This is a genomic window from Xanthomonas sp. BRIP62411 (assembly GCF_003993525.1).
Classification (GTDB): Bacteria; Pseudomonadota; Gammaproteobacteria; order Xanthomonadales; family Xanthomonadaceae; genus Xanthomonas; species Xanthomonas euroxanthea.
On the sequence record NZ_QEZI01000011.1, the window covers coordinates 121,497 to 136,080 of the forward strand.

15 protein-coding genes are annotated in these 14,584 nt (G+C 63.4%); all 15 read right to left on the reverse strand.

The features are described from left to right. Positions 1-181: 181 nt before the first annotated feature. Entirely contained in the window at positions 182-949 is a 768-nt protein-coding gene (locus EO139_RS08585) for an FkbM family methyltransferase (protein ID WP_126970239.1), read from the reverse strand. After that, positions 946-1,809, reverse strand: coding sequence for a 3-deoxy-manno-octulosonate cytidylyltransferase (locus EO139_RS08590; protein ID WP_241235939.1), 864 nt, complete (start codon positions 1,807-1,809; stop codon positions 946-948). Before EO139_RS08590 ends, EO139_RS08585 begins: the two co-directional genes overlap by 4 nt. Continuing rightward, positions 1,739-3,013, reverse strand: a complete 1,275-nt coding sequence (locus EO139_RS08595) for a hypothetical protein (RefSeq protein WP_126970241.1) — start codon at positions 3,011-3,013, stop codon at positions 1,739-1,741. The genes EO139_RS08590 and EO139_RS08595 overlap by 71 nt, the downstream gene beginning before the upstream one ends. Before the next feature lie 284 nt (positions 3,014-3,297). Continuing rightward, positions 3,298-4,821: an FkbM family methyltransferase gene (locus EO139_RS08600; protein WP_126946012.1), complete on the reverse strand. Its 1,524-nt coding sequence runs from the start codon at positions 4,819-4,821 to the stop codon at positions 3,298-3,300. Next, positions 4,818-5,441 carry a UDP-3-O-(3-hydroxymyristoyl)glucosamine N-acyltransferase gene (locus tag EO139_RS08605; RefSeq protein WP_104582696.1) on the reverse strand — a complete coding sequence of 208 codons (624 nt, stop codon included), beginning with the start codon at positions 5,439-5,441 and terminating at the stop codon, positions 4,818-4,820. Before EO139_RS08605 ends, EO139_RS08600 begins: the two co-directional genes overlap by 4 nt. Beyond that, positions 5,431-6,576, reverse strand: a complete 1,146-nt coding sequence (locus EO139_RS08610) for an aromatic ring-hydroxylating dioxygenase subunit alpha (protein ID WP_126970243.1) — start codon at positions 6,574-6,576, stop codon at positions 5,431-5,433. The genes EO139_RS08605 and EO139_RS08610 overlap by 11 nt, the downstream gene beginning before the upstream one ends. 13 nt (positions 6,577-6,589) lie before the next feature. After that, positions 6,590-7,234: a NeuD/PglB/VioB family sugar acetyltransferase gene (locus EO139_RS08615; protein ID WP_104582694.1), complete on the reverse strand. Its 645-nt coding sequence runs from the start codon at positions 7,232-7,234 to the stop codon at positions 6,590-6,592. Further along, complete coding sequence (locus EO139_RS08620; RefSeq protein WP_126970245.1) at positions 7,231-7,968, reverse strand: SDR family oxidoreductase; 738 nt, start codon at positions 7,966-7,968, stop codon at positions 7,231-7,233. The genes EO139_RS08615 and EO139_RS08620 overlap by 4 nt, the downstream gene beginning before the upstream one ends. Further along, positions 7,965-8,729 carry an SDR family oxidoreductase gene (locus tag EO139_RS08625; RefSeq protein WP_104648702.1) on the reverse strand — a complete coding sequence of 255 codons (765 nt, stop codon included), beginning with the start codon at positions 8,727-8,729 and terminating at the stop codon, positions 7,965-7,967. The genes EO139_RS08620 and EO139_RS08625 overlap by 4 nt, the downstream gene beginning before the upstream one ends. Further along, the gene (locus EO139_RS08630) at positions 8,726-9,766 is read right to left on the reverse strand and encodes a ketoacyl-ACP synthase III (RefSeq protein ID WP_126970247.1); all 1,041 of its coding nucleotides are present in this window, start codon (positions 9,764-9,766) and stop codon (positions 8,726-8,728) included. The genes EO139_RS08625 and EO139_RS08630 overlap by 4 nt, the downstream gene beginning before the upstream one ends. 5 nt (positions 9,767-9,771) lie before the next feature. After that, entirely contained in the window at positions 9,772-9,996 is a 225-nt protein-coding gene (locus EO139_RS08635) for an acyl carrier protein (RefSeq protein ID WP_104582690.1), read from the reverse strand. Positions 9,997-10,060: 64 nt separating this feature from the next. Next, entirely contained in the window at positions 10,061-11,170 is a 1,110-nt protein-coding gene (locus EO139_RS08640) for a DegT/DnrJ/EryC1/StrS family aminotransferase (protein ID WP_126970249.1), read from the reverse strand. Positions 11,171-11,288: 118 nt separating this feature from the next. Then, on the reverse strand, positions 11,289-12,773 hold the full coding sequence (locus EO139_RS08645) for a sigma-54 dependent transcriptional regulator (protein WP_104582688.1): 1,485 nt from the start codon (positions 12,771-12,773) through the stop codon (positions 11,289-11,291). Continuing rightward, positions 12,770-13,150, reverse strand: a complete 381-nt coding sequence (locus EO139_RS08650; RefSeq protein ID WP_104582687.1) for a response regulator transcription factor — start codon at positions 13,148-13,150, stop codon at positions 12,770-12,772. Before EO139_RS08650 ends, EO139_RS08645 begins: the two co-directional genes overlap by 4 nt. An 8-nt stretch (positions 13,151-13,158) precedes the next feature. Next, positions 13,159-14,559, reverse strand: coding sequence for an RNA polymerase factor sigma-54 (gene rpoN / locus EO139_RS08655; protein WP_119128783.1), 1,401 nt, complete (start codon positions 14,557-14,559; stop codon positions 13,159-13,161). Between the last annotated feature and the right edge of the window lie 25 nt (positions 14,560-14,584).

Below are 14,584 nucleotides of genomic sequence, written 5' to 3' on the forward strand. Positions count from 1 at the left end.
TCGGCGATCGATTGGCTTGAACAGTCACAGGTGGATCCAAGGCGCGGAACGGGGAGGGCGGGGCGCCCATCGTGCGCCAGTAGATAGCGCACCTGGGTGGGGTTCAACCTAGCCGATCATGCAATAAGCGTGCCGTCGGTGGTGCGGTGGCAACCTGACCGGCAGCGGCACGCAGTCGCCCTTAGGGCTGAGGACGATCTCGCGGTTGTGCTGAGTCTTTGCGATACACCACCTCGATCCAATCGGTACGCAAGCTCTTGGGGTTCTTCGACAGTTTGGCGATGTCCCACAACGAAAAGCCGGCCGCCTGCATCAGGTTGACCACGTCGACGAAGCTGTTGGTCTTGCCGTAGAAATCGTAAAGGCCGATCTCGATCACTGCGCAGTCGGTGTGCTGCAGGATCGCAGTTGCACCCTCCAGCACCTGTCGCTCGAACCCCTGCACATCGATCTTGAGAATATGTACCTGGGCGATCCCCAGCAAGACGCAGGCATTGTCGAGGGTGGTCTTGCTGACCACAATTTCCTCATTCGTCGCCTGTCGCGCATAGCCGAGCGAGTCGGTGGAATCCGCGTTGATCGGCAGCAACCCGCCCAGGTGCGAGATGCTCTGCCGGTAGTAATGACCGACTTCTTCCTTCTCGCCCAATGCAACGCACCTGGTGGTCGTGCCGAACTGTGCAGCCACTTTTTCCAGCTCGGCAAAATTCTGCGGATCTGGCTCGAACGAATACATCTGGCAATCCGGATAGATCGACTTGAAGTGCTGGATCGACTCGCCGCGATGCGCACCCACGTCCAGCACCACCGGCGCGTCGGTCTTCAGTAACTGGTCGAAGAAGCGACGTGGGGAATACGCCTGGGCATGCGCCTGGTTTCTGAGATCGGATGTGCCGCAGATGGGCGAATGCATGCCGGGCTGCGTGTCGGACGTCTCATCCTGGCTCATGGCGCGTTCTGCTCGCCGAGCTGCATCATGCGCAGTGCTGCTTCCACCCGCACTACATCAGCCGGCGTATCCACCGCGATCGACTGGTTGCTCATCTGCACCATGCGCACTTCGAAGCCGAGTTCGAGAAAGCGCAGGATCTCGATATCCTCGATTTCTTCCAGGGGCGTCTTGCAAGGCACCGATGCAAACGCCTGCAATGCCTGCCTGGGAAACGCATAGGCGCAGACCTGCCGCCAGGCGTGCCGGAACTCGCCTTGCTTGGTGACCGGGATTGCCGCGCGCGACATGTACAGCAAACGCCCATCCGGGCGAACGACCACTTTGGGCACGCTCGGATTGCGGAACTCGTCGATGTTGGCGACCGGGCAGTAACCGTTGATCACATCACCCGGCGCTGCTGCCGCAGCGTCTATCAGCAGGCGTAGGTCTTGTGGATTGAATAGCGGATCGTCACCCTGCACATTGATGTAGGTGTCCACGTCGAGCTGTTGTGCAACTTCGGCAACGCGATCGGTGCCGGTCAGGCAGGCACTGGAGGTCAGCAGGGTGCGGATGCCGGCCTGCTCGCAGGTACGTTGAATCACATCGCAGTCGGTGGCGACCAGAATCTGCTCGGCCGGCGCCGCCTTGGCGCACTGTTGATAGGTGCGCACGATCATGGGCACACCGCCCAGCTCGATCAACGGTTTTCCGGGCAGGCGCGAAGAGTCGCGTCGCGCGGGGATGATGATGGCGTAAGTCATAGAAGCCTCCTGGCAACCGATGGCGTTGAGTGGCGAGGGCGGCTCAGCCAACTCTGCCTTGCCAAAAATCGGTGGAGTTGAGCTCCAGCCGGCTGACTGCCTCGGCAGCCTCAAGTACCGCATCGGTGTCAGTGAACAGCCGGTTCCACAAGTCCGTCGAGAAACCGTAGCTGTTGTCGCGCGCTACATTGAACAACGACACGAGCTTCAATGACGTCCAGCTCATCTGTGGCTCCAATGCCAGCAGACGGGACTTTGCAAAACGGTAGCTGTCGACCAGGGTCTCGGCCTGAAATCCGAGCTGGCGTGCGTAGCTCTTCCACAACGACGATTCGAAGGCGTATTGGCTCAGCTGTTGAAAATGCCGATCGGGTGCAAGTTCGTTCATTGGAGAAAACTCGTCGTCCGCATAATTCGCCGGTCGCGGATCCTCTGGCATCGACCACAAAGCCAGCATGTCCTGCGTCCTGCCAAGCATGGCTTTTTCGGTGAAAAGGAACGGGATGTTTCGAAACCCCGCTCCCAAAGAAATTGCGATTTTTCCTTGATTGCGTTTGCCTCTGAAATGGACATTGATGGCGTCGTGCGTTGAGCCGGTCAGCACGTTGTCGCTACGGCAACGCACCGCAAACGCGATGCCTTGCTCGACCAGATGCTCCACGCCCAGACGTGCGGAACGCAGCACCGCATTGCGGTAGTGCAGGCCCAGGTTGTCCGGCTGAGGCACCAGAATCAGCTTGTCCAGCCAGGGCCTGCAGCGGTCCAGTAGCGCACTTGGTTGGTGGTCCCAGGTCACCATGCACTGGTACGCCCAAGGGAAACGCAGACGATTCCAGGCCAGCACCAGGGGCGTAAAGTCGAACGCTAGCCCCTGCACGAAGATGCCGGTATCCGGCTTGGTCAGTTGTCGCGACAGTTGCAGCTCGGGCAACAGGCGCGAGAAATCCTGCAATTCCTGCAACAGTGCAACGCTGCCCTGGCCGTATTCGACGGCACGTACCGTGCGGAAACGGCCATGTGCCTTTGCAATCTGGTTCATCACCTCTGCGGCGTGATTGGAGAAGATGACGATCAGCACATCATCGACCGATTCCTCCTCCAGTGCCGAAGGTGGTCTGACCGGCAGGCCATGGACAGTTGTGCCCTGATTCTCCGGCCGCGGGCAGATGGTGTACTGCAAGTTCAACTGCTGGGCGATGGCTGGATAGAAATCACGGAAAAACTGTCCTGCCCCCCAGCCGATCAACTTGGTGCTGCGCAGATTCAGTCCTGGATATTTGATCGTGGCTCGCTCGATCGAGCCGACTGCTAACGCCATGACAGGGCTTCCTTATGTACTTTGCTGGTCTTATCAGTGTCATTGAATTCGGAGATGCTGTTGTTCTTCGTCGAGCAGCATCGCGCCGATTGCGATTGCGATTGCGATCATCCAGCGCCATGTCACGATCGAGTCGGCGACATGGCGCTGGGCGCCTGACGGATGCGGCGTAGGCGGTCATCGTCGGACAAAGCGGGCCGCGCACATCGCGACGATTTTTTAAGCCCCCCGCGTTGCGGGCGTCAGTCATCGCTCCATCTCTCAAGTCGTGAGTTTCCCCGGGCTTACTCCGCCCAGGGCGGCGGTGCGGCACCGGCCACGGGCGATGCATACAAAACGAGGTCGTAGTAGTGGCCGGGAGAGTGCTGGCGTAGACGGAAGTGATAGCCATCGACCAGTTTGTCCAGTTGCTCCACGATATCCAGCAGATCCTGGGCGTAGTGGTATACACAGATGGCCATGCGGGGGCGCTGGGTACGGATGAGGTGAGATGCGCCTTCCAGTGCCCTGGCCTCGAACCCTTCGATGTCCAACTTCAGTAGGGTGAGCTTTTCCAGCTCGTCGTCCAGGCGTGTCGTAGCCACGGAGATTCCGCCATTTGGCGATACATGGCTGGAAACGGTGCCGGTCTGCTCGAAGCGCAGCGTCGTCTGTTCGTTGGAGATGGCTTTCTTTATGGCCCTGAAGTTATGCGGGGGAAGGGGGAGGGTGCTGGCGATGCCCTCCAATTTCTGGAAGTTGATGCTATCGGGTTCAAAGGCGGTGATGCTTTCATAATGATGGCGGGATGCTTCCAGAAACTTGTGCACGATGGGGCCCTGGAAGGCACCGCCATCGCAGAAATGTTCACGCCGACCCAGCTGGAATGTGCTGCTATCGGCGTATGTTGAAAAGTACTCGTTGATCGGCGTCGCCCAGCAATCCAACAGGAGGCTGGAGTTGTAGGTCAGGCGGAACAACAGGTTGCTGTAGAGCGTAAAGACGCTGAGATCGTCGTCCAGTCGATCGGCAAGACGCAGGAATTCGTCCAGGCGCGCAAGCGTCCGCTGACGGTATACCCGGGCAGGCTCGTATACGGCGGGCAGCCCACAGTGCGCAACGGCCAGGCAGGCATCCACCCTTTCAATGCCTGCTTGTTCGCAGAGCTTGCGGGCAAGACCCGATTCTCCAGGGCTGTAGGAAAAATCGATGGCCAATGCCTGGGGATGCTGAGCCGCTTGTTCAATGAACTGGCGCGAGCTCCAACGCGGCACGCCATGAACGGTGTCGCTGTCGCTTGGCTGGTCATCGACGGCGGCAATGACATGGCTGGAGCGCTGGACGATCTTTGGGCCATAAATCTCGCCAATGCCCGAGCGCGGATGGAGCAGAAAGAGGGGGCGTTGCTCGAAGCGTGGGATCAGCGGATCCAGGCAAGGCGCAATGCTCAGTTGCTCGATGCCCGCGCTGGTACAGAGGTCATTTGCAAACGCCCGACCGCGCGGGCTGCAAGAGAAATCGATAGCGATCGCATCGGCGTACTGCCCTGCCTTGGCAAGGAACTCCTGACTACTCCAGCGCGGTGCGCCGTGAATGCGGTCCAGGTGGATGCTTTGGTCATCAATCGCGGCAACCACATGGCGCAGGTCGGCAACGACGCTGGGGCCATGCACCACGCCAGCATAAGACTCGGGAGCGACGAGGAATGCAGGGCGGCCGGCAATCGCGGGCAGGCGCGCGATGACATCTTCGAGTACGGGGCGCTCCTGCTCCGCAATTCGGAGAATCTGTTGGCGAAGCTGCTCATTTCTTGAGCTCATGAACGTCATCTCTCGTAGGTGTGAATAGGGGCGTCGTAGCGGGCGTCGAAATAGGTCTTGGCAGGTACGTCCTCGCAGTAGACGCGCGGCCAGCCAAGTTCGCAGCTTCGTCCCACCTTGACGCCACCGCGCACGATGGCGCCAGTCCGCAGGATGCTGTTGCCGCCGATCTCGACGCCCGCGCCGACGTGCACACCGTTCTCTATCCAGCATGACGATTTGACGCGGCATGCCGGTCCGAGGTGCGCGCCGGCATGGATGACGGTGTTGTAGTCGATCCTGCACCCGTGCCCGACGACGGCATGGGCACCCACGAATGCGTTGAGTCCGATGACCGTGTCAGCGCCGATGGCTGCGCTGGGGTGGATGAAGGGCTCCAGCTTGAAGCCACGTTCCATTGCTGCCTGCATCAATTCCATGCGCTTGAAGTTGCCGAAGCGTTCGTCGAAAGCCACAAACATGGCCCCTTCGGTCGGATTCAGCCCATCCAGCACGCCAAGATCGAACTCGTGTCCCGCGTCTTGTGGCACGTCGACCCTGATGACCGTCTCGTCCTGCCGCGTCTGCTTCCAGGCATGAAAGGCCAGGTCGAGGTAGTCGCTGCTGCCGATGATCCACCTAGATTTCATGTTCGGTCTCCATCAGCGTCGTGTACCAGCGTTCGACCAGGCGATTCATGGATTCATAGGCTCCCTGGGTAGGTAGCGGAGCGTCTGTGTGCAAGGCCGCCTGCACCCGCTCCATGATGTCCACGTCTTCGCCTACCACCACCTTGCTGCCGTGCATTTGTGCCAGTAGCACTTGGCTGGAGGAACCGTAAGGCTGTTTCCTGCGTGCGCTAAACCAGTAGATTTCCAGGTCGGTCTGGTCCGGCGCGACGGGAATGTGGTGTTCCAGGGTGAAGGAATAGCCGCCGTTAGCACTGGCGATATGCAGGTTTGGGAAGGCAAGCCAATTGAAGTAGGCGTCCTGCTTGCCCCAGCGTTCCACTTTCTCGTGCCAGCCGAAATGCTGAAGGTTGGGGATGGCGGCTTCCGGGCCGCCGAAACTGAAGCGGCGCATCTCACGCCTCAAGGCAGCGGGCGAGCTGTCTCGCAACGCTTCCATGGACTCCCTGGCTTGTTCCTCGTTCACCTCGGGAGTGAAGCTGACGCTCTTGGCCAGTGTCTTGGGGTGGACGAAGCGCGGGTGATTGGCATCGCGAAGATTTTCGTAAGCGAGTTTCCAGTTGTACCGGCCACGCCACGTGGTCACCATGACCTCGGTGTCATAGGCATTGGAACTGCTTTCCAGCAAGGCGATGAAGTCTGCCGAAAACTGTTCCTCGATCGGCATCGGGTCGGGATCGAGGTTGACGAACAGCAGGTTGCCCACCTCGCGCAGGGCGAACTCCCGCAATTTCAGGCCGCGTCTTTCTTCCTCGTCGAAGCCATACACAGCCGCGCACTCGGGGATGTTCTCAACCCGACCGTCTGCGTCGTACTTCCATGCATGGTAGGGACAGACCAACGGGCGCTTTCCCACCGCAGTGGTCTGCAGCAGCGCGCTGCGGTGCAGGCAGACGTTCTCGAACGCGCGCAGGCGGCCCTGGAAGTTCTGGATCAGCACCGGAATCCCAGCGAGCCTGCGGGTGATGAAGCAGTTGTTGTCGGGCAGCAGCGTCTTCAGCCCGGCAAACAGCCAGGCCTTGCGAAAGATCTTGCGCTGTTCGCGGGCGAAGATGTCCGTCGACAGGTAGTAGCTGGGGTGCATTCGCGATCGCATCGGCGCGGCTTCCTCAGGAATCCTTGTGGTAGATGATCCGGGCCGGGTTGCCGAACACGCTGGCGCCGGCCGGCACGTCCTTGACCACGACCGCGCCGGCACCGACCACGGCGCCGACGCCAATGTGGATGCCGGGCAGGATGGTGGCGTGCGGGTGCACGATGGCACGCTCACCGATCCGCGCGCCGCCGCCGATGAAGGTCATCGCACCGATCTGCGCGTAGTCACCGACATGGACGTCGTGCCCAAGCATGGTGTTGGCATGCACATTGGCGAAGTCGCCCAGCCACACGTCGGGGCTGAGCTGTACGCGATGGCACAGGAAGCAGCCCTGGCCGATGCGCACGCGCGGGCTCAGGAATGCACCGGTGAGGACCGGAATGAATTGCGCGCCTTGCGCCAGCAGCGGCTGCGCATAGCGCTGGCGCGCATGCGGATCGCCGATCGCGCAGACGAAGCGCTCTTCGTCCCGCGGCTGGTATGCGAGCGGGCTGCCGACGATGGCCAGATCGCAGCCGTGACCGTCCAGCATCTGCGGGCGCGTGTCGAGAAAGCCCACCGGACGCCACTGCGTTCCGCACGCCGGATCGCCCTGCATCTGCGCCAAGACCTCGCGACCCCATCCGCCGGCACCGATGATCAAGACCGGATGGGTCATAGGATCGAGCCGCCGTCCATGACCAGACTGGTCCCGGTGACCCAGCGGCTGGCGTCGGCCAGCAGGTAGATCGCGGCGTTGGCGACGTCCTGCGGCTCGCCCAGGCCCAGCGGATGCCGCGCCTTCTGCGCCTCGAGCTGGGCGGCGCCCCACATCGGCGTGACCACGGCCGAGGGGGAAATGCCGTTGACCCGGATCCTGCGCTTTGCCTGTTCGAGCGCCAGGCACTTGATGATGCCGATCAGGCCGGCCTTCATCGCCGAATACGGCCCCACGCCGCGCGTGCCAAGGTGCGCGGCAGTGGACAGCATGAACACGATCGAGCCCTGCGGGGCGATGGCGTTTGCCTGCAGCAGGCGCTGCGTCAGCATTACCGGAGCGAGGAAATTGACCGTGTACATCTCGGTCATCGCCGCCTCGGTCAGCTGCCGGATCGGGCAATGCTTCTGCATGCCCGCGCAGTGCACCACGCCATGCACCGTCGCGCCTGCCGAGACAACCAGCGCCTCGCGGTCGGCGGCGCTGGTCAGGTCGCCGAGCACGCCGACATGGCCCGTGCCCTGCAACTGCGCCCGGGTCTGCGCGAGGCGGTCCGTGTCGCGGCCGGCCAGGATGATGCGGGCGCCTCGCTGTGCGCAGGCAATGGCGATCTGCCGGCCGAGCCCCGACGACGCTCCCGTCACCAGGACCGTCTTGCCCTCGAGCGAGAACGCAGTGCGTGCCGGTGTAGTCATGCGTAGATATCCATCGGCACCGTGAGGCCGCCGTCCACCACGAAATAGGTACGCGTGATCCAGCGGCTCGCATCGGCCAGCAGGAACGTGGCGGCGTAAGCGACATCCTCCGGCTCGCCCATACCCAGCGGTGTCAGTTCGAACAGCCCTTCCATGTTGCCGCCGCTGCCCTGCAGGCCGTCCAGCAGCGGTGTGCGCACGTAGCCCGGGGCGATACAGTTGGCACGGATACCGTTCTTGGCAACTTCCTGCGCCAGCGATCTCACCATGCCGAGCAGGGCACTCTTGCTAGCCGCGTAAGCGCTGCTCGCCATTGGCCCGATGTGCGAAGCGACCGAAGCGACGAACACCAGCGAGCCGTTTGCGGCGATGCGCTTCTTTGCCAGCAGGCCGCGTGTCAGCAGCATCGGTGCGAACGTGTTGCTGGAGAAGATGGTGTCCAGATGCGCCCGGTTGACCAGGCGCAGCGGCACCAGCCGGGAGATCCCGGCCGCATGTGCCATCCCGTCCAACACGCCGACCTCGGCGACCAGACGGTCGATGTCCTCCTGCCGGTCCAGGTCTGCCGCGATTGCCATGTGGCCGTCGCCTGGCAACGCCTCCAGGGTCGACGTCAACCGCACACGGTCACGTCCGCTGATCACCAGCTGGGCACCCAGCTCGGCGCAGGAAATCGCGATCTGGCGGCCGATACCCGAGGAAGCGCCGGTGACGAGGATGCGTTTGCCGGCAAGCGCGAAGGGGTCGGGAGCAATGCTCACGATTCGATGAGATCTGGAAAAGTGGCCCCTTCGATGTCGAGCAGGCAGGTGCCCCACGACAGCCCGATGCCGAAGCCGCATAGCAGCACGCGCTTGCGCCCTGATTCCAGGTCCTTGTTGATGCGTGCGGTCATGGTCACCGGCAGCGAGGCGCCGCTGGTATTGCCGAAGTCGCGCAACGTCGAGGGCACCTTTTCCACCGGCAGGCCGAGCTTCTTGCGGATGGTCTCATTGATCATGCGGTTGGCCTGGTGGAACACGAAATAGTCGATCTCCTCCTTGGACACGCACGCATACTCAAGCAGCTTCTGCACTGCCGGCGGGATGCGCTGGGTGGAGAAGCTCAGAACTGCCACGCCGTCCAGGATCAGGTCCACGCCACGCTTCCAGGCACCATCCGCCTCGTCGCGATACGGCACCAAGTGCTGGATGCCGACCGGTTCGCGGTGGCCGCCCACCGGCAGGATGATTGCCCTGTAGCCGCTCCCATCGCTGTTGAGGTCGAAATGCATCGGTGGCGCGTCGGCGCTGAATTCCAGCGCGGTGGCGGTGCCGGAATCGGAGAAGATCGGGTCTTCCAGCGTGGCGCTGCGGTCACCGACCAGCAGCAGGCCCTTCTTGACGCCGCCGGCGGCGATCATCGAGCCGAGCAGGTTGATGCCGAACGGGTAGGCCGAGCAGCCCAGGTTGACGTCGAAGGCAACCGTGGCGTGCGACAGCCCCAGCCGGTCCTGCAGGATGATCGCGGTGGCCGGGATCGGATAATCCGGCGACTGGGTCACCACGATCAACGCATCGATCTCTTCGCGCTTCCACTGCAGCTTTTCCAGCAGCACCTGCGTCGCATCGAAGGCCATGTCGGAAAAGCACTGCCACTCCGACGCCATGCGGCGCGTCTCGATGCCGATGTTGCGCACCAGCCGCTCGCGCTCGGAGCGGATCTGCGGCCGGCAATCGGTGAGATTGGACACGACCCGCTTCGGCACGCAGGTCGCCATGCCGGCGAAGCGGACGTTGTGCAGCGTGGAGGTCGGCATGCTGCTTACGCCTCGGTCAGTTTGTAGAGATCGCCGACGGTGACGGCGGCGGTCAGGTCCTCGCCGGTGATGGTCTTGCCGTACTCCATGTCGAACATCACGATCACGCCCAGTGCGGCCAGCGAATCCCATTCCGGGAGTTCGAGCAGCACGGTGTCGGCGGTGACCTCGACCGGCTCCTGGAAGTCGGTGGCGGCGATGAAGTTCTCGATAAACGTTGCCTGGGTCATGCGATCTCGCCTGGTTGCCTGTTGAAGATGCGGGAGTCTGAAAAAAGCGTGCAGCGGGTTGCCGTCATGTCGCCTGTTGCCTGGCGATCAGATCGGCAATGGTATCGACCTGGTCGCGGGTCAGGCCAGGAAAGATCGGCAGGCACAGTACCTGTGCGGCCACCGAGCGCGCGACCGGCAGCCGTGCCGGCGCCGAGGAGGGCAGGGCGCGATACATCGGAAAATCGCTGATCAACGGATAGAAATAGCGCCGTACCAGGATGCCGTGCTCGCGCATCAACTGATACAGCGCATCGCGCGACAACGGGTAGTCGTCCTGCACCAGGATCGGAAAGTACGCGTAGTTGGCACTGGCATGATCTGGCCGCGCCACGCAGCGCACGCCGCGGACATCGCTCAGGCGCTGCCGATACTGCGCGTCGATGGCGCTGCGCCGGGCGATGGCATGGTCGATGTGCTTGAGCTGCAGCAGGCCGAAGGCCGCGCTGATCTCATTCATCTTGCCGTTGATGCCGGGTGCCACCACCGTGGTTTCATCGACGAAGCCGAAATTCTTCAGATGCCCGATGCGCTGGTAGGTGCGTTCGTCGGGGCAGACGATGGCGCCACCTTCGAAGGTATTGAACACCTTGGTGGCGTGGAAGCTCAACGCGCTCAGGTCGCCGTGACGCAGGATCGAGCCCCCCTCGTCGCGCACCCCGAACGCATGCGCCGCGTCGTAGATCACCTTGAGGTTGTAGATGTCGGCGATGCGGGTGATGGCGGTGGTGTCGCAGGCAGTGCCGTAGCAGTGCACCGGCATGATGGCGGTGGTCTGGGGGGTGATGGCCGCCTCGATCTTGGACGGATCCATGTTGAGCGTCACCGGGTCGATATCCACGAACACCGGCGTGATGCCTTTCCACAACAGCGAATGCGCAGTGGCCACGAACGAGTAGGGCGTGGTGATCACCTCCCCGGTGATGCGCAGCGCCTGCAGGGCGGTGATCAACGCGGTGGTACCGTTGGTCAGCAGGGCCAGGTGCGGCACGCCCAGGTACTCGCACAACGCGCGTTCGAAGGCGCGATGCATGTCACCCCCATTGCTGACAATGCGGCTGTCCCAGATCTGCTCCAGGTAGGGCAGAAATTCTTCCAGCGGCGGCAGCAGCGGGCTGGTGACGGGGATGGGCATCAATGCCTCGGCAGGTGCTGGTGAATGTCGGGATTGCGCCGCAGCCGACGGCTGCGGACGGTGTGATCCTGCGGAAGCAAGTGCCATGCCAGCAAGCGGGGCCAGGAATGCGCCCCGCTCAGTTCGCCAGCTCGGTCTGCTCGCGATCGATGCCGTACTTGCGCAGCTTTTCCACCAGCGTGGTGCGGCGCAGGCCGAGCAGCTGCGCTGCATGCGCCACCACGCCCTGGGTGCGTTCCAGCGCCTCGTTGATCAGCGCCAGCTCGATGTTGGCCATATGGCCCCGCAGGTCGATGCCATCGTCAGGCAGGCTGGAGCTGGTCGCCGGCTCGGCATCGGCGGTCGCAGGTTGCAGGGTCACGACATTGCCCGGCAGCGCGACGGCTTCGACGGGGGCGGCAACCAGTGCCGGCTCCGGCACGGGCTCGACCGCAATGGCCGAGGCAAAATCACCGCGGTAGCGTGCCGGCAAGTCCTGCACGCGTACCAAACCGCCTGGATGCAGCACCGCCAGGCGCTCGACCAGATTGGTCAGCTCGCGTACGTTGCCCGGCCAGTCGTAGCTGCGCAGCGCCTGCAGGGCCTCGTCGGCAAAGCGCACTTCGCCGCGTCCGGTGCGTGCCAGTTGCCCGGCGATGGTCTGCACCAGCATGGCCAAGTCGTCGACGCGTTCACGCAGCGCCGGCATCTCGATCGGGAACACGTTGAGGCGATAGAACAGGTCCTCGCGGAACTGGCCGTCGCTGATGCGGGTTTCCAGGTTGCGGTGGGTCGCGGCGATCACACGCACGTTGCAACGGATGGTCTGGCCCCCGCCGACGCGCTCGAAGCTGCGCTCCTGCAGCACGCGCAGCAACTTGACCTGCATCGGCAGGCTCATGTCGCCGATCTCGTCCAGCAGCAGGGTGCCGCCCTCGGCCATTTCGAAGCGGCCCTTGCGGGTGCTCAGCGCGCCGGTGAAGGCGCCTTTTTCGTGGCCGAACAGCTCGCTTTCCAGCAGGTCCGGCGGGATCGCACCGCAATTGATCGCCACGAACGGCCCGTCGCGCCGTGGCGAATGCTGATGGATGGCGCGTGCCACGACCTCCTTGCCGGTCCCCGATTCGCCCAGCACCAGCACCGTGGTATCGAAGGCGGCCACCTGGTCGATCAGGCGGCGCAAGCGGGTCACCGCCTCGCTGTTGCCGGTCGGGCCGGTGTCCTGCTGCACGCCGGCCTGGTGCTCGGCATCCAGGCGCTTGAGGCTGGCACGGCGCAGCAAGGCTTCCAGCTGTGTATGCCGCAACGGCGTGTCCAGCGTCCAGACATTGGCTTCGTGCAGGCCGTGGGCCTGCGCAAACGCGCTCGGGCTGCCTTCCATCAGCAACACCGGTGGCGGCAGCTTGGCATCGGCCAGCCAGTCGAAGAACTTGTCGGCCTGTGCGGCATCCTGCGCCGAGCCCACCATCACCGCCATCCACTCGTCATGGCGATGGCGGCCAGGATTGATGTCGGCGCCGTCGGTGACCCAGCGTGGATTGAAGTCCATGAACTCGAGCAACGAGACGGTGCGCTCGGCGCGCACGGCATCGCTGTCGATCAACAGAATGCGGGACTCACTCATTCCTGGCTCCTTACCGTCAGGCCCTCCAGGATTGGCATGACTTCCTGGATATAGGACAGCTTGCTAACAAAATTGTCAGCACCCGCGCGAAGAGCGTGTTCACGATGCTCTGCATCGTCGAAGTGGCTCGCGATGACAATATACGGCGGATCGTCCTGCGTCTTGATCAGACGCGTTGCCTGCAGCCCGCCCATCTCCGGCATGGCCAGGTCCATCAGCACGACATTGGGGCGCAGCGACTCAGAGCGCTCGATCGCTTCCAGTCCATTGGCGGCACTGCCCACGATATCGAGCCACTCCACTTTGCGAAAATGACGCATCGCAGCGTTGATGAAGCCCTCGTGGTCGTCGACCAGCAGCACGGTGAGTTTGCTCATAGTAATCCTTATCCTGCCCGGGCAAGCGGCGGTTTGTTGGTGCGGCGGCGCTCGCGTGCCGGGGCGATGTCGAGTTGTTCGCGGTACTTGGCCACAGTGCGACGGGCAATGTTAACGCCCTGGCGCGACAACAGCCCGGCGATGGCTTCGTCGGCCAGCGGCCGGCCGGCCGGCTCGCTTTCGATCAGTCGGCGCACCATCGCCTTGACCGCCTGGCCGGAAACGCTGGCGCCTTCCAGGCGCACCGCAAAGAAGTGCTTGAGCTCGAAGGTGCCGCGCGGGGTCTGGATGTATTTGCCGGTGGTGATGCGCGAAATCGTCGATTCGTGCATGCCGATCTCGTCGGCGATTTCCTTCAGCGTCAGCGGCGCCATCGCTTCCTCACCGCGCACCAGGAACGTGGCCTGGCGTTCGACGATGGCGCGCGTGGCGCGCAGCAGGGTCTCGTAGCGCATCGACAGGCCGCGGGTCAGCCAGCGCGCTTCCTGCAGCATGTCGCGCAGCGGCTGGGCGGCGTCGCCGGCCTCGGCCAGTGCACGCTCATGCACGGGATTGATGCTCACCCGATGGGTGGTGGCCGGGTTCAATGCCACCCGCCAGCTGCCGTCGGCATGCCAGGCGAGCACGTCCGGAATCACGCTGGCGTTGCTTTCCTGCAGCAGGTCATCGCCGGGGCGCGGTTGCAGCGACAGGATCAGCCGGACCGCCTCGCGTGCATCGTCCACTTCGGCATCGTGCGCGCGCGCCAGCAGCGGATAGTCGTGGCTGGCCAGCAGGTCCAGGTCGCCGGCAAGGATGCGCGCGGCCAGATGACGCGCCGGCACACGGCCGGGCAGGGCGGTCAGCTGGGCCTGCAGGCACTCGCGCAGGTCGCAGGCGGCCAGGCCGGCCGGGTCGCCGTGCAGCAGGCGCTGGCGGACCGCTTCCACTGCCTGCACGGTCATACCGAGACGGGTCGCGCCGAGCTGCTGCAGCGTCGCCAGGGCTTCGGTCAGGTAGCCGGCGTCGTCGGTCTGCTCCAGCCAGAACGCGGCGGCCCCCAATGCGGCCTCGTCCAGGTCCAGCGCCAGCTCGCGCAGGATGCGCACGTGCGGGTCGGTGGATTCACCGGCTGCCACGCGCTGCATGCGGTCGTCGTCGCCGTCGTTCCAGCTGCTGCTCGGCACGTCCCACATCGTGCTTTCCGGCAGTTCGTCGAAGGCGGCGACATCGGAGGCGCCATCGTCGCTGCTCGCGACGGCGTCGCTGTCGGCCAGCTCTTCCAGCTCCAGCAGTGGATTGGTTTCCAGCGCGCGACGGATTTCGAGTTCCAACTGCATGCCGTCCAACTGCAACAGACGGATCGACTGCAGCAACTGCGGGGTCAGGTGCAGTTGCTGGCCAAGCTGGGCGGAAATGGTCGTCTTCATCGAAGCGCTTCCGGAAGGCGCCGCA